Annotated in this window: 19 protein-coding genes; all 19 read right to left on the reverse strand. The window is 66.6% G+C overall.

What is annotated here, in order from left to right; translation table 11 throughout:
- Positions 1 to 293 precede the first annotated feature (293 nt).
- The 19 genes from murA to thrB all read right to left on the reverse strand — a co-directional run bounded on the left by murA (position 294) and on the right by thrB (position 19,707).
- The gene (gene murA / locus JZ792_RS35035; RefSeq protein ID WP_216917200.1) at positions 294 to 1,574 is read right to left on the reverse strand and encodes a UDP-N-acetylglucosamine 1-carboxyvinyltransferase; all 1,281 of its coding nucleotides are present in this window, start codon (positions 1,572 to 1,574) and stop codon (positions 294 to 296) included.
- Positions 1,575 to 2,186: 612 nt separating this feature from the next.
- Entirely contained in the window at positions 2,187 to 2,768 is a 582-nt protein-coding gene (locus JZ792_RS35040) for a cob(I)yrinic acid a,c-diamide adenosyltransferase (RefSeq protein ID WP_216917201.1), read from the reverse strand.
- Positions 2,769 to 2,889: 121 nt separating this feature from the next.
- Positions 2,890 to 3,312 carry a DUF2550 domain-containing protein gene (locus JZ792_RS35045; RefSeq protein WP_216917202.1) on the reverse strand — a complete coding sequence of 141 codons (423 nt, stop codon included), beginning with the start codon at positions 3,310 to 3,312 and terminating at the stop codon, positions 2,890 to 2,892.
- Positions 3,313 to 3,513: 201 nt separating this feature from the next.
- Complete coding sequence (locus JZ792_RS35050; protein ID WP_216917203.1) at positions 3,514 to 3,891, reverse strand: F0F1 ATP synthase subunit epsilon; 378 nt, start codon at positions 3,889 to 3,891, stop codon at positions 3,514 to 3,516.
- A 6-nt stretch (positions 3,892 to 3,897) separates the two neighbouring features.
- A complete protein-coding gene (atpD, locus tag JZ792_RS35055) occupies positions 3,898 to 5,346 on the reverse strand; it encodes a F0F1 ATP synthase subunit beta (RefSeq protein ID WP_109529188.1) in 1,449 nt (482 codons plus the stop codon).
- Between the two features lie 96 nt (positions 5,347 to 5,442).
- Entirely contained in the window at positions 5,443 to 6,414 is a 972-nt protein-coding gene (locus JZ792_RS35060) for a F0F1 ATP synthase subunit gamma (protein WP_216917204.1), read from the reverse strand.
- 116 nt (positions 6,415 to 6,530) lie between these two features.
- Entirely contained in the window at positions 6,531 to 8,168 is a 1,638-nt protein-coding gene (gene atpA, locus JZ792_RS35065) for a F0F1 ATP synthase subunit alpha (RefSeq protein ID WP_216917205.1), read from the reverse strand.
- Between the two features lie 58 nt (positions 8,169 to 8,226).
- Complete coding sequence (locus JZ792_RS35070; RefSeq protein WP_216917206.1) at positions 8,227 to 9,036, reverse strand: F0F1 ATP synthase subunit delta; 810 nt, start codon at positions 9,034 to 9,036, stop codon at positions 8,227 to 8,229.
- Positions 9,037 to 9,055: 19 nt separating this feature from the next.
- Positions 9,056 to 9,616: a F0F1 ATP synthase subunit B gene (locus tag JZ792_RS35075; protein WP_109529192.1), complete on the reverse strand. Its 561-nt coding sequence runs from the start codon at positions 9,614 to 9,616 to the stop codon at positions 9,056 to 9,058.
- A 5-nt stretch (positions 9,617 to 9,621) separates the two neighbouring features.
- Positions 9,622 to 9,870 (reverse strand): ATP synthase F0 subunit C, encoded by a 249-nt coding sequence (locus JZ792_RS35080; protein WP_040704792.1) that lies wholly within the window; start codon positions 9,868 to 9,870, stop codon positions 9,622 to 9,624.
- 81 nt (positions 9,871 to 9,951) lie between these two features.
- The gene (gene atpB / locus JZ792_RS35085) at positions 9,952 to 10,779 is read right to left on the reverse strand and encodes a F0F1 ATP synthase subunit A (protein ID WP_494402352.1); all 828 of its coding nucleotides are present in this window, start codon (positions 10,777 to 10,779) and stop codon (positions 9,952 to 9,954) included.
- A 264-nt stretch (positions 10,780 to 11,043) separates the two neighbouring features.
- Positions 11,044 to 11,502, reverse strand: a complete 459-nt coding sequence (locus JZ792_RS35090; RefSeq protein ID WP_216917207.1) for a Cg1360 family ATP-synthase-associated protein — start codon at positions 11,500 to 11,502, stop codon at positions 11,044 to 11,046.
- A gap of 82 nt (positions 11,503 to 11,584) precedes the next feature.
- Positions 11,585 to 12,730, reverse strand: coding sequence for a glycosyltransferase family 4 protein (locus tag JZ792_RS35095; RefSeq protein WP_216917208.1), 1,146 nt, complete (start codon positions 12,728 to 12,730; stop codon positions 11,585 to 11,587).
- A 57-nt stretch (positions 12,731 to 12,787) separates the two neighbouring features.
- A complete protein-coding gene (locus JZ792_RS35100; protein ID WP_109529257.1) occupies positions 12,788 to 13,453 on the reverse strand; it encodes an L-threonylcarbamoyladenylate synthase in 666 nt (221 codons plus the stop codon).
- Between the two features lie 197 nt (positions 13,454 to 13,650).
- Positions 13,651 to 14,544, reverse strand: a complete 894-nt coding sequence (gene prmC / locus JZ792_RS35105) for a peptide chain release factor N(5)-glutamine methyltransferase (protein WP_216917209.1) — start codon at positions 14,542 to 14,544, stop codon at positions 13,651 to 13,653.
- Between the two features lie 53 nt (positions 14,545 to 14,597).
- Positions 14,598 to 15,668: a peptide chain release factor 1 gene (gene prfA / locus JZ792_RS35110; RefSeq protein WP_216917210.1), complete on the reverse strand. Its 1,071-nt coding sequence runs from the start codon at positions 15,666 to 15,668 to the stop codon at positions 14,598 to 14,600.
- A gap of 114 nt (positions 15,669 to 15,782) precedes the next feature.
- Positions 15,783 to 16,025 carry a 50S ribosomal protein L31 gene (rpmE, locus tag JZ792_RS35115; RefSeq protein ID WP_216917218.1) on the reverse strand — a complete coding sequence of 81 codons (243 nt, stop codon included), beginning with the start codon at positions 16,023 to 16,025 and terminating at the stop codon, positions 15,783 to 15,785.
- A gap of 234 nt (positions 16,026 to 16,259) precedes the next feature.
- The gene (gene rho, locus JZ792_RS35120; RefSeq protein ID WP_216917211.1) at positions 16,260 to 18,440 is read right to left on the reverse strand and encodes a transcription termination factor Rho; all 2,181 of its coding nucleotides are present in this window, start codon (positions 18,438 to 18,440) and stop codon (positions 16,260 to 16,262) included.
- 310 nt (positions 18,441 to 18,750) lie between these two features.
- The gene (gene thrB, locus JZ792_RS35125) at positions 18,751 to 19,707 is read right to left on the reverse strand and encodes a homoserine kinase (protein ID WP_216917212.1); all 957 of its coding nucleotides are present in this window, start codon (positions 19,705 to 19,707) and stop codon (positions 18,751 to 18,753) included.
- Positions 19,708 to 19,728: the final 21 nt, after the last annotated feature.

Genomic DNA, 19,728 nt, shown 5'->3' on the forward strand with positions numbered 1-19,728 from the left:
GCAATCCGCTCGATCAATCAGTGAGGCAACTTATCCAGCTTAGCGCAGCCAATCACCCGAAACCAAATCCAGGATCTCAACCGAACCAGTGCGATCGCCAGGCGCTCCTCGTACTACCTCGTTTCCCTGTCCCAACGTTTCCGTTGAGCGTTCTCAGCGTCTCCGCTGAGCCCCGGGTCGGTGTCCGTGTCGCTCTGACTTGGATAAAGTTACGTGTCGGCGTGCACGATGTCAAATCGCCTGGTCAGGAACAGTTTTCATCGATGCGGTATCGACGTAACCTGCCGGAAAGGTCAGTCGGTGCCACCCACGCGCTGGACGAGGCCGCCCAGCGACTGGAGCTGCTCCACGAAATTCGGGTAACCACGGTCGATATGGAAGACGTCGTGCACTTCGGTCACTCCGTCGGCCACCAGGCCGGCGAGCACGAGGCCCGCGCCGGCGCGGATGTCGGAGGACCACACGGGAGCGCTGGACAGTCGCGGGATTCCGCGGACGACGGCGTGGTGTCCGTCGGTACGCGCGTCGGCGCCGAGGCGGATCATCTCCTCCACGAAACGGAACCGCGCCTCGAAGATGTTCTCGGTGATCATCGAGGTGCCGTCGGCGATCGCCGCCAGGCCGATCGCCATCGGCTGGAGATCGGTCGGGAATCCGGGGAACGGCAGGGTCGAGAAGTTGACCGCGCGCGGACGCTCCGGCTGCACCACACGGAAGCCGTCGACGTCGAAGGAGATGCGCGCGCCCGCCGAGCGCAGTTTGTCGAGCACCAGGGACAGGTGTTTCGGGTTGATCCCGGTGACCTTCACATCGCCCATCGTCATCGATGCGGCGATCCCCCACGTCGCCGCGACGATGCGATCGCCGATGACGCGGTGGTCGGTCGGCGACAAGCGCTCGACCCCCTGGATGGTCAGCACCGAAGTACCCGCGCCGCTGACCCGGGCGCCCATCTGTACGAGCATGTTGCAGAGGTCGACGATGTCGGGTTCGCGCGCCGCGTTGTCGATGACGGTCTCCCCCTCGGCGAGTACCGCCGCCATGAGGATGTTCTCCGTCGCGCCGACCGAGGGGAAATCCAGCCGGATCCGCGCGCCCTGCAATTCGTCGGCACGCGCGACGACGCAACCGTGCTCGATTTCGCTGGTCGCGCCGAGCAGTCGCAGGCCCGCCTGGTGCATGTCGAGTGGACGCGAACCGATCGCGTCGCCACCGGGCAGCGCGACAACGGCGCGTTTACACCGCGCCATCAGCGGTCCGAGGACGCAGACCGATGCGCGGAACTGGGTAACCGCGGGGAAGTCCGCGTGGTACTTCGGCTCGGCCGGGGTGTTGATGGTCACCACGGAACGATCGCCGGGCGACTCGTCGGTGATGGTCACCTCGCAGCCGAGTCCGCGCAGCACTTCGGCCATCAGCGGCACGTCGAGGATGTCGGGGCAGTTGGTGATCCTCGAGGTCCCCTCCGCCAATAGGGCAGCAGCCATCAGCTTGAGGACGCTGTTCTTAGCGCCTCCCACTGCGACTTCGCCGACGAGCCTGTTGCCCCCGGTGACCAGAAACCGTTCGCTCACACCGGCTAGCTTATCCATCGTCGGCGGGAGATACGCGCGTGTACGCGATCCCGGTACACCGACGGACAGGTCGGTTGTCTGATTCGTCCCGAAGTCCTCGCGCGGCGGAGATCGGAATCCGCTCTCACTTCCGGCCGGGTCGTACACCACGGCACGATCCGCTCGTGCGGCACGACACGGCCTCGGGTGACAGCCTCGACGGTGGAATGAACTCGACACTTCGGGAATGCCACACCGATTGATCCGGGGTGATCAGGTGGTCGGCGTGTCCGGTCGCGCCTCGCTCCCCGTCATCACCGGGACGACGTGGCACGTCGATGACATCGATCGATGACATGCCGGGGGAGGATTTCGCCGCCGCCTGCGAGGCACGCGCGATCGGCGGGTTGAAACCTATTGGTTCGCAACTTGTTTCGAAATTCGACCCGGACGGTGGGGCCATGCGGGTCGGCACTGATCGGTGGACGAACGCGGCGCTGTGGGACTCCTCCCCCTCACACCGGGCCCGCACGGCGCCGCGAACCACGACGAACGCGGCGCGGGGCCTCCGCCTCCATCACACCGGGCGGCACGGCGCCTACAGCGTCGCGAACCACGCCCTACGGCGCGGAATCACTGATCCTTCTTACCGCCGCCGGGCTTCCACAGAATGTCACCCTCGGGGTTGGTGACCCGGCTCAGGATGAACAGCAGGTCGGACAGGCGGTTGAGATATTTCGCGGGCAGGACGGCGGTGTCTTCGGGGTGAGCCGCGACCGCGGCCCACGCCGACCGCTCCGCCCGCCGCGCCACGGTGCGCGCGGTGTGCAGTAGCGCGGCCAGCGGGGTGCCGCCGGGAAGGATGAACGAATTCAGCGGCGCCAGTTCGGCATTGAACTCGTCGCACCAGCCTTCGAGCCGATCGATGTAGTCCTGGGTGATCCGCAGCGGCGGGTATTTCGGCTCGGCGACGACCGGGGTCGACAGATCGGCGCCCGCGTCGAAGAGGTCGTTCTGCACCTGCCGCAGCACCCCGAGCAATGCGGGATCGGGCTGTCCGAGCGCGATCGCGACGCCGAGCGCCGCATTGGCCTCGTCGCAGTCGGCGTAGGCGACCAGTCGCGGATCGGTTTTGTCGACCCGGGAGAAATCGCTCAGGCCCGTGGTCCCGTCGTCACCGGTCCTGGTGTAGATCCGAGTCAGGTGCACACTCATGCGGCTGTCCGCCTCTCCGCGTGTTCTCGCCGGTCGCGACGCTGCCTGCCGGGGGTTCCCGGCGACGAGAGTCCGCGCGGGCGAATTCGGTCGTTGCGCTCCCGAGCGTAACGCCGGGCGGCTACATCCCCGGCATGCGGCGGGTGCGGTCCGACGGGCGGGATTCGACCCAGGAGAGAAAGGCCGCGCGGGCGCCGCGATCGAGGGCGAGCTCGTAGTCGCCGTCGGCGTCGGCGACCGCGGTGACGATGATGTCTTCGGTCATGATGTCGTATTCGTCGCCGACCGGACCTCGACGGTCACCGATCTCGATACCACGCCGTCGAATGGTGGAATCGGGGCCGAGTCGCAGACTCGTGAGCTTGTAGAAGACGAGGCGATCCTCGTCGTACCGGATCAGACCGTGTCGCCAGCCCTGGCCCCCCTGCGCGGGCAGCACCCGCAGCAGCGCTGCCGTTCCGCCGCGGCGCAACATGACGAGCCGGTAGACGGATATCAGGGCGAGTGCGACCAGCACCGACACCAGAATGATCAGAACAACCATCCCGGTCTGCAATGCTGTTCGTCCCTTCTCGACGGCCGTTCACGAGCCCCGCCGGATACCCTGCCGATTCGATATTCAAACACGAGTGTACAAACGGCCGAACAGGTGGGGCTGGATGCCCCGAATACCGTTGTCGGCGGCGAAGATATCTTCGCCGCCGACAATCGGACCTATGGAGAGTTGTTCACGAACCAGAGGGTCTCAGAGCTGTGCGACCTTCTCGACCGCGCGCACCTGAGCCTGGGCCACCTTCTGGTCTTCGTCGGTGGCCGCCGCGTCGGCGAGCACCTTGCGGGCCGCCTCCACGTCGACCTCACCCGCGAATTCAGCGGATTCGGCCAGGATCCGTACGGACGTGGCGGTGACCGAGAAGAAGCCACCGTGCACCGCCGCGACGATCCGCTCGCCCTCGACAGGAACGATGTTCACGATGCCGCCCTCGACCAGCTGGCCGAGCAGCGGCTCGTGGCCCGCCATGATGCCGACCTGACCCTCGGTGGTCTGGGCGCTGACGAACGACGCCTGACCCGACCAGAGCCGACGCTCGACGGCGACGAGATCTACTGACATTTCGGCCATGGGTGACTACTTCCCGGCGATCTTCTTGGCAGCCGCCTCGACATCGTCGAGACCACCGCAGGAGTTGAACGCCTGCTCCGGGAAGTGGTCGAACTCGCCCTTGCAGACGCGGTCGAAGTCGTCGATGGTCTGCTCCAGCGGAACCACCGAGCCCACCTGACCGGTGAACTTCTCGGCCACGATGAAGTTCTGGCCGAGGAACTTCTCCAGGCGACGGGCGCGACCGACGAGGACCTTGTCCTCCTCGGAGAGCTCGTCCATGCCGAGGATGGCGATGATGTCCTGCAGTTCCTTGTACTTCTGCAGGATCCGCTTGACCTCGTTGGCCACCGCGAAGTGCCGATCGCCGACGATCGAGGCCTCGAGGATACGAGAAGTCGAGGTCAGCGGGTCGACGGCGGGGTAGATGCCCTTCTGCGAGATCGGGCGGGAAAGCTCGGTCGTCGCGTCCAGGTGGGCGAAGGTGGTCGCCGGGGCCGGGTCGGTGTAGTCGTCGGCGGGCACGTAGATGGCCTGCAACGAGGTGATCGACCGACCACGGGTCGAGGTGATGCGCTCCTGGAGCTCACCCATCTCGTCGGCCAGCGTGGGCTGGTAACCGACGGCGGAGGGCATGCGGCCGAGCAGCGTCGACACCTCGGAACCGGCCTGGGTGAACCGGAAGATGTTGTCGATGAACAGCAGCACGTCCTGGTGCTGCACGTCGCGGAAGTACTCGGCCATCGTGAGAGCCGAGAGGGCGACGCGCATACGAGTGCCCGGCGGCTCGTCCATCTGGCCGAAGACGAGGGCGGTGTCCTGGAGGACGCCCATCTCTTCCATTTCCAGGTGCAGGTCGGTGCCCTCACGGGTGCGCTCGCCGACGCCGGCGAACACCGACGTGCCGGAGAACTCACGCGCGATACGGGTGATCATCTCCTGGATCAGCACGGTCTTGCCGACACCGGCGCCACCGAACAGACCGATCTTGCCGCCCTTGACGTACGGGGTCAGCAGGTCGATGACCTTGATACCGGTCTCGAGCAGCTCGGTCTTGCCTTCGAGCTGATCGAAGCTCGGGGGCTTGCGGTGGATGCCCCACTGCTCGCCGTCGCGGCCGAGCCCCGGGGTGTCGAGGCAGTCGCCGAGCGCGTTGAACACGTGGCCCTTGACGACGTCACCGACGGGCACCGAGATCGGCTTGCCGGTGTCGGAGACGGACGCGCCGCGGACCAGGCCGTCGGTCGGCTGCATCGAGATGGTGCGCACGATGCCGTCGCCGAGGTGCTGGGCGACCTCGAGGGTCAGGGTCTTGGCGACCGAGGTCAGCGTGATCTCGGCGTGCAGAGCGTTGAACAGCTCGGGGATCGCGCCACGCGGGAACTCGACGTCCACGACGGGGCCGATGACCCGGACGACGCGGCCTGCGGCTGCGCCGGTCCGGCTCGTGTTGTCTTGAGTGACAGCTGCGGTCATTTGGATTGGTTCTCTCTGTGTCGATTTGCGGCATGCACCGGCCCTGCGTGGTTACGCAAGCCGCCGCGTTCGGGCCAGTTGTTCATGCCGCGGCGCTTAGTCGCGGTCCGAGCTCGACGCCAGCGCGTTCACGCCGCCGACGATTTCGCTGATTTCCTGCGTGATCTGGGCCTGACGGACCGAGTTCGCCTCGCGCTGAAGCACACTGGCGAGTTCGTTCGCGTTGTCGGTGGCCGCCTTCATTGCGGTGCGCCGAGCCGCGGACTCGGATGCCGCGGCCTCGAGCAACGACGCGTAGATACGCGTGTTGACGTACTTGGGCAGCAGTGCCGCCAGCAGTACGTCGGCGTCGGGCTCGAATTCGTACTGCGCCGAGATCTGCGCGGTCGGCGAGTCGGACAAGCTGTCCTCGCCGAGGTCGAAGTTCTCGTCGACGAAACTCACCTGGATCGGGGCGAGCCTGCGCACCTCGGGGGTCTGGGTCAGCATCGAGACGAAACGGGTGTACACGATGTGCAACTCGTCGACGCCCGCGATATCGCCGCTGCCGTCCGGATTCGGAACCTCGTTCTCGGAGCCCGCCATGAAGCTCTCGACCAGATGCGCGCACGCGGCCGAGGCATCGCTGTACTTGGGCTGCTGCGAGAACCCGGCCCACGAGCCGATCAGGTCCCGGCCACGGAAGGTGTAGTACGTCACACCCTTCTTGCCCATCACGTACAGCACCGGCTCTTTGCCCTCGCCGCGCAGCGTGGTCATCAGCTCTTCGGCGCGCCGGAGCACGTTCGAGTTGTAACCACCGGCCATACCGCTGTCACTGGTGATGACCAGGACGGCGGCACGACGCGCGTTCGGACGTTCGGTGAGCAGCGGGTGCGACAGATTCTGCGACGCGCTCGCCAGTTCCCCGAGAACCTTGGTGATCTCCTCCGCGTACGGCTTCGCCGCCGCGACCCTGGCCTGCGCCTTGGAGATTCGCGAGGTCGCGATCAGCTCCTGGGCCTTGGTGATCTTCTTGATCGAATTCACACCACGAATGCGGGAGCGCAATTCACGCAAATTTGCCACGGTTCACACTCCCTTCATTCGCACGGGCGGCCTGGGCGGGCACGACCGGGCGACGCGTGACGTCGCCCCCGTGCCCGCTCGTGCCGCAGATCGGAAAAAGCATCGCTGATCCGCGCTTACTTCTCGACGTGCTTACGGGTGACCGACAGCGACTCGACCTCTTCGTGGTCCAGTTCGCCCGCTTCGGCTTCGTTCACCACGCGGCTGCCGTCGGAAGCGAGGAAGCCCTGCTTGAACTTGTCGGTCGCCGCCTTGATGGCGTCGGCCGCGTCACCGGTGAGCACCTTGCCGCCTTCGATGGACTTGAAGGCGTCGGCCGCGTCGCGGTGCAGGTCCTCGATCAGCTCCGCGTTGAAGCGGCGGATGTCGGCGACCGGAACCGAGTCGTAGTAGCCGGCGTCGACCAGGTAGATCGAGACGATCTGGTCCTCGACCGCGACCGGCGAGTACTGATCCTGCTTGAGCAGTTCGACCCAGCGGGCGCCACGCTCGAGCTGCGCCAGCGACGCGGCGTCGAGGTCCGAGGCGAAGGCGGAGAACGCCTCCAGCTCGCGGAACTGCGCCATTTCCAGACGCAGCGAACCGGCGACCTTCTTCATGCCCTTGGTCTGAGCGGCGCCACCGACGCGGGAGACCGAGGTACCGACGTTGATCGCCGGGCGGACGCCCTTGTTGAACAGGTCGGACTCGAGGAAGACCTGGCCGTCGGTGATGGAGATGACGTTGGTCGGGATGAAGGCCGAGATGTCGTTGGCCTTGGTCTCGATGATCGGCAGACCGGTCATCGAGCCCGCGCCCAGCGCGTCGGACAGCTTCGCGCAGCGCTCGAGCAGGCGCGAGTGCAGGTAGAAGACGTCACCCGGGTACGCCTCGCGGCCCGGCGGGCGACGCAGCAGCAGCGAGATGGCGCGGTACGCCTCGGCCTGCTTGGTCAGATCGTCGAACACGATGAGGACGTGCTTGCCCTGGTACATCCAGTGCTGGCCCAGAGCCGAACCGGTGTAGGGCGCGAGCCACTTGAAGCCGGCGGAATCCGACGCGGGCGCGGCGACGATGGTGGTGTACTCCATCGCACCTCGGGCCTCCAGCGCGGACTTGACGCCCGCGATGGTGGAACCCTTCTGACCGATGGCGACGTAGATGCAGCGCACCTGCTTGGCCGGGTCGCCCGAATCCCAGTTCGCCTTCTGCGCCAGGATCGCGTCGATGGTGACCGCGGTCTTGCCGGTCTTGCGGTCGCCGATGATCAGCTGACGCTGGCCACGGCCGATCGCGGTCAGCGCGTCGATGGCGGTGATGCCGGTGGCCAGCGGCTCCTCGACCGGCTGACGCTCCAGCACGCTCGCGGCCTGCAGTTCCAGCACGCGCTGCTCTTCGGCCTCGATCTCACCGAGGCCGTCGATGGGCTGGCCGAGCGGGTTCACCACGCGACCGAGGAACTTGTCGCCGACCGGGACCGAGAGCACGTCACCGGTACGGCGAACCTGCTGGCCCTCTTCGATCTGGGCGTACTCGCCGAGGATGACCGCACCGATCTCGCGGTCCTCCAGGTTGAGCGCCACGCCGAGCACGCCACCCGGGAATTCGAGCAGCTCGTTGGCCATCGCCGAGGGCAGGCCGGAAACGTGCGCGATGCCGTCGCTGGTGTCGGTGACCACACCGACTTCTTCGATGGAGGTCTCGGGGGTGTAGCTCTGTGTGTAGCTCTCGATCGCGCTACGGATCTCGTCGGAGGAGATCGTCAGCTCCGCCATGTTCTTCCTGCTCTCGCTGTGTGGGTCTCGAATGTCGGTTGGTGGTGCGCTGCGGGACTCAGGCGAGTTCGCGACGCAGCCGCTCCAGTCGGCCGATGGCACTGCCGTCGATCACGTCGTCACCGACGCGGACGACGAGGCCACTGAGCAGACTCGGGTCGACCTGCACGTGCACCGTGACCGGCTTGCCGTAGATGCGCCCCAGGGAGGCGGCGAGCCGCTCCCGCTGCTGCGTCGTCAGGGCGGTCGCGGCGTGCGCGTGCGCGACGATCTGGTCGCGACGGCCCGCTGCCAGGTCGGCCAACTCGTCGAAGGACGTGTCGATGCCGCCGCGCTGCCGGGTCACCACCTGTTCGGCCAGTGTGAGGGTGATGGGCTCGACCTTGCCGGTCAGCAGTCCCGCGAGCAGTTCGCGCTTGGCCGATGCGGGCTTCGCACGATCCGACAGCGCCTGCTCCAGATCCGGGTTGTCGCTGACGATCCGGCCGAGCCGGAACAACTCGTCCTCGACCGCGTCGAGCCGGCCGCTGTCGGCCGCCGACTCCAGCAGTGCCTCCTGGCCGAGCAACACCAGGGTGTCGACCAGATCGGCGGTACGGGACCAGTCCTGTGCCACCGCGGTGGTCAACACCGCCTGCGTGGCGGGGCTGACCTTGCCGCCGAAGACCCGCTCGCTCAGCTCGGCGCGCGCCGAGCCCTGTACCGACACGTCCGCGAGCGCAACACGCAGCGAACGCTGATCGTCCAGCACGGCGACAACGGCGAACAGTTCCGAGCCCGTGGTGGCGGCGACACCGTTGCTTCCGGTCAGAGCGGCCCGAAGCGCCTCCCGCGACCGGGCGCTTGCCTCGCGGCTCGCTGCGTACATGCTTCTCACTTTCGCGTCGTTACCTTCCGACCCCGATGCCGGCATCGGTGTCGTCGAGTTCGGCAAGGAACCGCTCGATCGACGCCGACTGCTTGGCTTCGTCCGAAACCGACTGTCCGATGATCTTCTCGGCCAGGTCGACGGCCGTACGGCCGACTTCGGAACGCAGCTCGGTCAGGATCTGCTGGCGCTGGGCTTCCAGCTGGCTGTGACCGGCGGCGACGATGCGGTCGCTCTCGGCCTGGGCCTCCGTGCGCATCTGCGCGAGGATCTGCTGGCCCTGGGTGCGGGCATCCTCACGGATACGCGCGGCCTCGAGGCGGGCGTCGGCCAACTGCTGCTGGTACTGCTGCAGCGTGACCTGGGCCTCTTCCTGCGCGGCCTCGGCGCGGGCGATTCCGCCCTCGATCTTGTCCGAACGCTCGTCGAGCACCTTGGTCAGGCGCGGGACGACGTACTTGTAGAAAGCGAACGCGATGATCGCGACGCAGACCACCGACCAGACGATGTCGTACACCTCGGGGATGAGGGGATTGACATCCTCACCCTCCGACGCGGCGAGCAAACTGTACTGGTACATCGAAATCAGAAAATGAAGCCGGCGACGAGACCGATCAGCGCCAGCGCCTCGGTGAACGCGATACCGAGGAACATGTTGGTGCGGATCGTGCCCTGAAGCTCGGGCTGGCGGGCGATGCCTTCGATGGCCTTACCGACGACGATGCCTACACCGATGCCGGGGCCGATGGCGGCCAGACCGTAGCCGATGGCGCCGAAGCCCTTGAACGTCGATTCGGAGGTAGCAGCTTCCTGGGCCAGGTACGCGAGGCTCATGAGTCTTCCATTCCCTTTCTGTTGCTCACCGGCCGGTCGGCACGGTGTAGCAGGTTTGGCAGTTAGTTGGTTCGGGTCGGATCAGTGGTCGTCGGCGTGCTGCGCGAGGCCGATGTAGACGGCGGTCAGCAGCGAGAACACGTACGCCTGCAGGAAGATGACCAGGATCTCGAACAGCGTGAAGCCGAGTCCGGCCAGCAGCGAGAACGGCGAGAACACCTTCATCCAGGCGGCGGCATCGAAGAGGAAGAACCAGGTGGCGCTGAAGAACAGCACCAGCATGATGTGGCCGGCCAGCATATTGGCCATGAGTCGGACGGTCAGCGTGAAAGGACGCAGGATGAAGGTCGAGACGAACTCGATCGGGATCAGCAGTACGTGCAGCGCGGGCGGCACATTCGGCACCACGATGCTGCTGCGCATGTACTTGAGGAATCCGTACTTCTTGATACCCACGTAGTTGAACGCGACATAGGCCACGACTGCCAGCACCAGCGGCATACCGATTCGGGCGTTCGACGAGATGTTCAAACCCGGAACGATGCCGGAGAAGTTCAGAAAGAGGACCGTGAAGAAGATGGTCGCGATCAAGGGGAAGAACTTGCGACCGGTTTCCTTACCGAGGATCTCGTCGCAAATCTGTTCCTTGACGAAGACAAGTCCGGTCTCGGCGACATTCTGGATACCGCGCGGAATGAGCTTCGGCGAGCGGAATGCCAGCAGCATGAAGCCGACCAGAACCGCCGTCATCAGCAACCGAATCAGCATCAACCGATCGAGTTCGAACGGTGTTCCCTCGAACAGCACAGCTGGAGGGAAGAAGTCGGTAAGCGACGGCGCGTGGAACTCGCCCGCCAGAGTGGTGACGCTCAGCGTTCTCTCCCGTGTTCGGGCCGCGGGTACGTTCATTCCCGCGGTTCGATCGGACATTGACGATCAATTGGGTCGACTCAGGTCGGCTCGAAATTCGTCAGCAGCTGCGCGGCAAAACCCGCCCGGGCGTCTGTACGTGTGTCGGCGACGTTCGTCGACATGCAGAACCGGAACCCCTCGGAGCCCGGCACGGCAGTAAGCATAGCGGCACCGGGAGGGATCCGGTCGATCCCCCCTACTTGGTCGCTTGCTTACCAACACTTTACCAAGTTATCTACGACGCTGTGTAGGGGGGTGATGTTATTCGGCGGCGGGGCCCGGTTCGGAGTCTCCCGCGGGCGTCGTCACGTACGGAACCTTCTGGCGCAGAACGCCGTAGGTCTCGGCCCCGAGGACGATGAGCAGCGCGCCGATCACGGTGAGGAACAGCGCGGTGCGGTTGTAGAAGTCGAAGTTGTTGAGCACGCCGACCACGATCAGCACGACGAGCACCTTGCCGACCCAGCTGACCAGCATCACAAGGCCCGCGGTGCTCGGCGGCAGCTTCGCGCCGAAGAGGATCACGGCCGCCGTGGTGAGGATGAATCCGCCGCCGATGGCCGCGCCGAGCAGAGCGCCCCAGAGGCCCTCGACACCCGCGGTGGCGGTCGCGATGGCGACCGAGAGCACGATCAGCACCGCGAGGCCGATCAGGCCGTAACGCAGTGCCGCGCGCAGGGGCGCGTCGGGACCGGGGACGGGGGTCGGGGTGAAGCTCACGCTCGGGCCTCGCTGACGGTCTGGACGGTCGCGTCTTTACTTGACGCCGTATTGTCGATCCGCTCGCTCACGTGGACCGACTTTACCCGTGCGGCTGTTGGTCGCCCGCGGGCTCCCCGCGTCGCATACCGGGAATAGCGGTCACCACCAGCGCGAAGACCAGCCCGCCCGCCATCAGCAGGACGACGAGCCTCCGGTCCATCAGTGAACTCCCGACCGCGCCGAACGCGAGCACGCCGACCCACAAATAGATGAGCAGCACCACGCGACGATGCGAATGCCCGATCTGTAGTAAGCGATGATGCAAGTGCATTTTGTCCGGAGTCGAGAAACTGACCCCGGCACGGACGCGGCGCACGATCGCCAATACGAGATCGAGCACCGGAATGAACATCACGGCGCCGACCAGCAGCAGCGGTGAGAGCAGACCGACGATGTCGCGCGGGCCGAAACCCTGCAGCGGAATCCGGCCGGACGCACTCGTCGAGATCGCGGCCAGCACGAGACCGATCAACATCGATCCCGAATCGCCCATGAATATTCGGGCGGGCTGGAAATTGTGCGGAAGGAATCCCAGACAGGCGCCCGCCATCGCCGCGGCGAGCAGCGCGGGCGGATAGGTGTCGACCGAACCGCCCTGTTCGTTCATCAGACCCACGGCGAACACGAATACCGCGGCCGCGCATATCAACCCGAGTCCGGCCGCGAGGCCGTCGAGACCGTCGACGAAGTTCATCGCGTTGACGAGGGTGACGGTGACGGCGACCGTCACCAGACCACCCTGAAGGGCGTCGAGCGAAATCGTGGAATTGGTGAACGGGTTGTAGATGCTGTACCAGCTCAGACCCATCACGGCCATCACACCGGCCGCGGTGACCTGCCCCGCGAATTTGGTCAGCGCGTCCAGGCCCCATCGGTCGTCGACGATGCCGACGAGCACGATCAGCGTCGCCGCGACGAGTACCGCGGGGATATCCGGCGCGTAATCGAAACCCCTGCGCAGAGCGGGTAATTGGTGCGCGAACAACACCGCCGCGACCAGGCCGACGTACATGCCGACGCCGCCCATGCGCGGGACCGGCTTGACGTGGACGTCACGCTCACGCGGAACCGCGACCGCGCCGAAGGCGATCGCGAGCACCCGGATGCCGCCGGTGGCCAGGAATGTCACCGTCGCCGAGATCAAGAGGACGAGCAGCAGCTCGCGCAACGGAACGATGGAACTCATTCGGCAGACCGCCCGATCACCCGTCGGTCCGTTCGGCGCTCGCGCATCGGTCGCCGCTCACCGCGTAGCGGCACTGGTCAACTCGTCGGGAGCCATGCCGAGCACTTCGGCGATCTTCTCGACCGGCACCGCGCCCTCGCGCAGGATGCGCGGCCGGTCCGCGGTGAGATCGACGATCGTAGAGGCGACGGCATGGTCGGAACGACCGCCGTCGAGGTACACCCCGACCAGATCGCCGAGCTGATCGCGGGCCTCGGGCGCGGTCTTGGCTGGGGGCTGCCCCGAGACATTGGCACTCGACACCGCGAGCGGCCCGACCTTGTCGAGCAGTTCCAGCGCGACCGGATGCAGCGGCATGCGCAGCATCACCGTTCCCCTGGTATCGCCGAGATCCCAGGCCAGCGAAGGCGCTTGCTCCACAACGAGACTCAGGCCACCCGGCCAGAAGGCTCGGATCAGTTCGCGGGCCTGCGGACGCACCGAGAACACCAGACCATCGATGGTGTTCCACGACCCGACCAGAACCGGCACCGGCATATCGCGGCCGCGGCGCTTGGCGGCCAGCAACGAACTCACCGCGGCGGAATCGAACGCGTCGGCGGCGAGGCCGTACAACGTGTCGGTCGGCATCACCACGAGTCGCCCTGACTTCAGTGCACTGGTGGCCGCGGCCAGTCCGGCGGCACGCGAATCGGGATCCGCGCAGTCGTAGACGGTACTCACGGCACCCATCCTGTCACGCGACCCGGCGACGACTGGTATCAGGCCGTCGCGGCCTCGAACCCACCGTGTCGGTGACCGGTGCCACGTTCCATCGTTCTCGATCCGACGGAGCCGAATCATGCCGTTCGGCTCCACGAGCGAGCATCCGTGTCCGCGGGACGACCTCGACGTCTACGCCGCGTCGGTCTGCGACCGGATCACGCCGGATCGACGGAAACCGCCCTGCGCGCGACGACGAAACGTGGACGGCCCGCGAGGTCGGGATGTTCGACGACCTCGGTGAACGTCCCGACCTCGGCGTTCAGCAGGGCGGCCAGTGTCGAGCCGTTGGAATCGTCGTGTTCGACGGCCGTCGCGCCACCCGGACGAAGCAGCCGGGCGATGGTCGGGACCATGCCGCGGACCACATCGAGCCCGTCGGCCCCGCCGAAGAGGGCGCGGTGCGGATCGTGGTCGACGACTTCCGGGTCGAGGACCGCGTTCTCGGGGATGTAGGGCGGGTTGGAGACGACCACGTCGACGCGGCCGTTCAGTTCGGTGAGCAACGTCGGATCGGTGACGTCGGCGGCGTGCACGGCTATCGCGGTGTCACCGTCGGCGGCGCGGTCGTCGGCATTGCGACGCGCCCAGACCAGCGCGTCCGGGTCGAGTTCGACCGCGTGTACCCGCGCGTCGGGACGGGCGTGCGCGATGGCGAGTGCCAGGGCGCCCGAACCGGTGCACAGGTCGACGACGATCGGCGAATGATCGCGCGGCAGGGTCTCGAGAAAGGCCAGCGCCCAGGCGAAAAGCAATTCGGTTTCCGGGCGCGGGACGAAAACGCCCGGTCCCACCGCGAGGTCGATCTCCCCCATGGCCGCCACACCGGTCAGATGTTGCAGCGGAACGCGTTGCGCGCGACGCGCGACCAGTTCGCGATACCGCTCGAGCTGCTCCGGTTCGATCAGCGGGACCAGGATCAGCCGGGTGCGCTGCACCCCGAGCAGATGCGCCGCCAGCAGCTCGGCGTCGGCGCGGGGACTGTGCACCCCGGCCCGCCCGAGGATCTCGGCGGCCTCTTCGACAGCCGGACGCAGCGCGATTCGTGTCATCGGCCGACACCCGCCTTTCCTTCTGGTCTTGTCTCGGCCGAATGGAATTCGGGTCACTCCCCCGACATACGCGCTTCGCGATCCGCTTTCGCCAGGGCGTCCAGCAGCGCGTCGAGCTCGCCGTCGAGGACGGTGTCGAGGTTGTGTGCCTTGAAACCGATACGGTGATCGGCGATCCGGTTCTCCGGGAAGTTGTAGGTGCGGATGCGTTCGGAACGATCGACGGTGCGGATCTGCCCGGCCCGGCCCGCGGCGGCCTCCTGATCAGCCTGTTCCTCGGCGAGGGCTTGCAGCCGGGCGGCGAGCACCTGCATGGCGCGGGCCTTGTTCTGCAACTGCGAACGCTCGTTCTGGCAGGTCACCACGATGCCGGAGGGCAGGTGGGTGATGCGGACCGCGGAGTCGGTGGTGTTGACGCCCTGACCGCCCTTACCTGAGGACCGGTACACATCGATGCGCAGATCGGTCTCGTCGATCTGCACCTCTTCGACCTCGTCGGGTTCGGGGTAGATCAGGACACCGGCCGCCGAGGTGTGGATCCGGCCCTGCGATTCGGTGACCGGCACCCGCTGCACGCGGTGCACGCCGCCTTCGAATTTCAGGCGCGACCAGACGCCGTCGCGGGTCGCGTCACGGCTCTTGATGGACAGTGTCGCGTCCTTGTAGCCGCCGAGATCGGAGACGGTGACACCGAGGATCTCGACCTTCCAGCCGTGCCGTTCGGCGTAGCGCACGTACATGCGGGCCAGGTCGGAGGCGAACAGCGCGGATTCCTCGCCGCCTTCGCCGGATTTCACTTCCAGCACCACGTCGTCGCCGTCGTGCGGGTCGCGCGGGGCAAGCAGATCGGCCAGCGTCTGTTCCAGCTCGACGACCTGGGCCTCCAGCTCGGGCACCTCCGCGGCGAAGGACGAATCGTCGGCGGCCAGTTCCTTGGCGGCCGCGAGATCGTCGCGGGCGGCGCTCAGTTTGCCGTGGGTCGCCATGACCGGCGCGAGTTCGGCGAAACGCTTGCCGACTCGGCGGGCCGCACCCGGATCGTTGTGCAGGGCCGGATCGGCCAGCTGCATCTCCAGACCCGCGTGCTCGGCCAGAATGTCATCGATCGCGGACGGCTGCGTCATGGGTTGGGCTCCCTCTCAGATGTGCCCGGCGGCGAAGACCACGGCCACCGGGAATGCCGCTGCAAACGCACCGACGCCCGGCCTGCGATGCAGGACCGGGCGTCGGCGGGGAAGCTAGTTGGCGTCGGCTTCGGCTTCGGCCTTCTTGCCCGCGCGCTTGCCGTAGCGAGCCTCGAAGCGGGCGACACGGCCACCGGTGTCGAGGATCTTCTGCTTACCCGTGTAGAACGGATGGCACTGCGAGCAGACCTCGACGGTGATGTGTCCCGACTCCTTGGTGCTGCGAGTCTGGAAGGTATTACCGCAACCACAGACGACGGTGGTGTCGACGTAGGTGGGGTGGATTCCTGCCTTCATGGATGTCCTCTCGATATTGGTCGCCGGGTCGCCCACGAGTGTGAGCGTGAACCGGAACCGACTAGGCGGGATTGTCTGCGCGAACGCACAGACGCACGGCGATCCAGTATGCCAGAACCGTTCGTACGCTAGAGGAACACCCCCCGCCCGCCGTTTGTTCCTGAACTTATCCGCGTCCGGGCCGGAAATACCGAAAGGGCCCCGCGTACGCGAGGCCCTTTCGGTGTCGTTCGGTTATTCGTCCAGCGCGCCCGGTGCGGTCTTGCTGACCTGCATCAGGAACTCCAGGTTGTTCTTGGACTTCTTCAGTCGGTCGATCAGCAGATCGATCGCCTGGTGCGAGTCCAGTCCGGACAGCACACGACGCAGCTTGTGCAGCACCGCCGCCTCGTCCGGGTTGAGCAGCAGCTCGTCCTTACGGGTACCGGACGGGTTGACGTCCACCGCCGGGAACACCCGCCGTTCCGCGATCTTGCGGTCGAGCTTGAGCTCGGCGTTGCCGGTGCCCTTGAACTCCTCGAAGATCACCGTGTCACCGGTCGAACCGGTTTCCACCATCGCGGTGGCGATGATCGTCAGCGAGCCGCCGTTCTCGATATTGCGGGCCGCGCCGAGGAACCGCTTGGGCGGGTACAGCGCGGTCGAGTCGACACCACCGGAGAGGATACGACCCGAGGCGGGCGAGGAGTTGTTGTACGCGCGGCCCAATCGGGTGATCGAGTCGAGCAGCACCACAACGTCTTTGCCCATTTCCACCAGGCGCTTGGCGCGCTCGATGGCGAGTTCGGCGACCGAGGTGTGATCCGCAGGCGGCCGGTCGAAGGTCGAGGCGATGACCTCACCCTTCACCGAACGCTGCATATCGGTGACCTCTTCCGGACGTTCGTCGACCAGCACGACCATGAGGTAGCACTCGGGGTTGTTGGTCGCGATCGCGTTGGCGATGTCCTGCATGATCGTCGTCTTACCGGCCTTGGGCGGCGAGACGATGAGGGCACGCTGGCCCTTACCGATCGGCATGATCAGGTCGATGACCCTGGTCGTCAGCTTGTTGGGCTGGGTTTCCAGGCGCAGTCGCTGATTCGGGTACAGCGGGGTCAGTTTGCTGAACTCGGGACGACGCCTGGCCGCCTCGAGGTCACCACCGTTGACGGTGTCCAGACGCACCAGCGGATCGAACTTCTGCCGCTGATTGCTCTGCTCACCGTCACGCGGGGCGCGCACCGCACCGGTGATCGCGTCACCGCGGCGCAGGCCGTTCTTACGGACGAGATTCATCGACACGTAGACATCGTTCGGTCCGGCCAGGTAGCCCGAGGTCCGAACGAAGGCGTAGTTGTCCAGCACGTCGAGGATGCCCGCGACCGGCTGGAGCACGTCGTCGTCGCGAATCTCGAGCTCACGTGCCTCGCCGACGCTCGGGGCGCCTTCACGGTCACGACCGCGACGACGTTCCCGGAACCGGCGTCCGCGACGTCCGCGACCGCCTTCGTCGTCGTCGCCGCCCCGGTCGGCACCGCGATTATCGCCACGCGGGCCCGCGCTGCCGTTCTGGTTGCGGTCACCCTGGCTGTTGCGATCGCTCTGGCCACGCTCACCGCGATCGCGGTCGCCCTGATTGCGGTCACCCTGGCTGTTACGGTCACCCTGGCTGCGCTCGCCTCGATCGCGCTCACCCTGGTTACGGTCACCCTGGTTACGGTCGCCCTGACCGCGTTCGCCCTGATTGCGCTCACGACGACGTTCGCCCTGGTCACCATCCTGCTTCGGCTCGTCACCGCGCGCATCGGCCGATTCGCCGCCGCCCGATCGAGCCTGGTCACGACCGCGACGCTGCCGACCACGGCCGCGCTGCCCCGACTCGCGGCCGGAATCCTCGGAGGTCTCCGAACCACCCGCGGCGCCCGTGTCGGCCTTCGCGGTCTCGGCTCGGCCGTTGTCGGCCCTTGCCTCCGCCTTGGGGGAATCCGCCTTGGGGGAATCGAGCTTGGGGGATTCGACCGCTGCCGAATCGACCTGAGCGGATTTCGTCTGCGCGACCTCGGTCGCCTTCTCCTTCACCGGTGCGGACGCCTTCGCGGGAGCGGCTTCCTTGGCGGGCGGCGTCACATCGAGGGTCGCCTGCTCACCTTTCCCCTCGCCGCGCGCGGGCTTGTCCGACTTGGCCGGCTTTCCGGCTTGATTTTCCTTGATGGCGGCGATCAAATCGCCCTTGCGCATTCCGGAGGTGCCTCGGATACCGAGTTCCCCCGCGAGCGCGCGCAACTGCGGCAACAACATTCCAGTCAGCCCCGATCGTGCGACGTCGGTTTTTTCGCTCATCTTCGAAATCTGCCCGGAGTCACTTTCGCTGCCACCCGAGGAACTCGGGTTGGATTCCACCCCGGGGGTCGCGAGCAGGTCCGTATCTGTCACGGAAATCCTTTCCTTCCCTCGATTGCCGTGTGCTGTGTCGAGGGTTTCGTCCCGCAGTCCGGGCACCGTGCCGGACTCGGATGCCGTATATCACCTGCCCCGCCGGACCGGCGGCTTCGCCACCGGATTATGAAAGGTGGGAGAGATCATTCCAGTTGCGCAGCTACGCAGCACCCCCATGGCCTGGAGGCTCGAGCCTGGAGCCTGCTGGAGCGATTGCCCTGATGAAGCACCGGCGTCTGATGCGCACGATGTACGGACTTGCCCAGGATAGCTGGCAACGGTAAGCATCGGCAAGACGGACTCGCCGTCAGCCGACTCGGACGCCGTCGGCGAGTCCCGGTTCGACCACCCGGAGCCCGTCCGCGACCGCGAGTCGGCGCAGATCCGCAGGGAATTCGCTGGTCCCGAGGGCCAGGATGGTCGGACCGGCGCCGGAGACGGTGGCGGCGATTCCCGCGGCCCGCAGCCTGGCGATCCAGGCCGTCGTCAGTGGCAGCGCGGGCGCGCGCTGGGTCTGATGCAATTTGTCGCAGGTCGCGGGCAGGAGCAGGTCGGGACGCTCGGTCAGCGCGACGACGGCCAGCGCCGCACGGCTCACATTGAAGGCCGCGTCGCCGTGTGGCACGGTCTCGGGCAGTAGACCGCGGGTGTGCGCGGTCGACGAACGCACCTCGGGGATGAGCACGACCGGGTGCAGCGACGCATGTGGATCGAGTCTCACCGCGCGGTAGATCCGGCTGTGATCCGGTACGTCCACGCCTTCGGCGCCCGCTTCGGCGGCGGTTTCGGTCCAGGACACCACGATTCCGCCGAGCACGCTGGCCGCCGCGTTATCCGGGTGGCCTTCGAATTCCGAGGCCAGCTGCACCAGCCGGGCCGGGTCGGTGGCCAATGCCGGATCGAGTCGGGCGGCGAGGGCGCAGCCCGCGGCCAGTCCGCCGACCACGGCCGACGCCGAGGAACCGAGTCCGCGCGAATGCGGAATCACATTGCGGCACACCACATCGAGGCCGTCGGCCCAGACACCCGCCGATTCGAGACCGCGCTCGATCGCCCGCACCACCAGATGCGAAGGGCCCCACGGCACGTCGTCGGCACCCTCACCCTCGACCCGGATCGTGAGACCGGATTCGGTGGTGCGCACCTCGATCTCGTCGTAGATGCCGAGTGCCATACCGAGCGAGTCGAATCCGGGACCCAGATTGGCCGTCGACGCGGGTACCCGCGCGGTGACCGAGAGCCCGGCGGGCAGGGTCGCGGCCACCACTTGACTGTCGCGCGAATT

This window comes from Nocardia noduli, assembly GCF_019038455.1.
GTDB lineage: Bacteria > Actinomycetota > Actinomycetes > Mycobacteriales > Mycobacteriaceae > Nocardia > Nocardia noduli.

What these genes read in the sequence shown, in the direction of transcription:
- rpmE (WP_216917218.1), bottom strand. Translation starts at nt 16,025, where the DNA reads ATGAAGGCAGGAATCCACCCCACCTACGTCGACACCACCGTCGTCTGT.
- JZ792_RS35095 (WP_216917208.1), bottom strand. Translation starts at nt 12,730, where the DNA reads ATGAGTTCCATCGTTCCGTTGCGCGAGCTGCTGCTCGTCCTCTTGATC.
- JZ792_RS35075 (WP_109529192.1), bottom strand. Translation starts at nt 9,616, where the DNA reads ATGTACCAGTACAGTTTGCTCGCCGCGTCGGAGGGTGAGGATGTCAAT.
- prmC (WP_216917209.1), bottom strand. Translation starts at nt 14,544, where the DNA reads ATGACACGAATCGCGCTGCGTCCGGCTGTCGAAGAGGCCGCCGAGATC.
- JZ792_RS35080 (WP_040704792.1), bottom strand. Translation starts at nt 9,870, where the DNA reads ATGAGCCTCGCGTACCTGGCCCAGGAAGCTGCTACCTCCGAATCGACG.
- JZ792_RS35040 (WP_216917201.1), bottom strand. Translation starts at nt 2,768, where the DNA reads ATGAGTGTGCACCTGACTCGGATCTACACCAGGACCGGTGACGACGGG.
- JZ792_RS35050 (WP_216917203.1), bottom strand. Translation starts at nt 3,891, where the DNA reads ATGGCCGAAATGTCAGTAGATCTCGTCGCCGTCGAGCGTCGGCTCTGG.
- atpA (WP_216917205.1), bottom strand. Translation starts at nt 8,168, where the DNA reads ATGGCGGAGCTGACGATCTCCTCCGACGAGATCCGTAGCGCGATCGAG.
- atpB (WP_494402352.1), bottom strand. Translation starts at nt 10,779, where the DNA reads ATGAACGTACCCGCGGCCCGAACACGGGAGAGAACGCTGAGCGTCACC.
- JZ792_RS35070 (WP_216917206.1), bottom strand. Translation starts at nt 9,036, where the DNA reads ATGTACGCAGCGAGCCGCGAGGCAAGCGCCCGGTCGCGGGAGGCGCTT.
- prfA (WP_216917210.1), bottom strand. Translation starts at nt 15,668, where the DNA reads ATGACGCAGCCGTCCGCGATCGATGACATTCTGGCCGAGCACGCGGGT.
- JZ792_RS35045 (WP_216917202.1), bottom strand. Translation starts at nt 3,312, where the DNA reads ATGGTTGTTCTGATCATTCTGGTGTCGGTGCTGGTCGCACTCGCCCTG.
- atpD (WP_109529188.1), bottom strand. Translation starts at nt 5,346, where the DNA reads ATGACCGCAGCTGTCACTCAAGACAACACGAGCCGGACCGGCGCAGCC.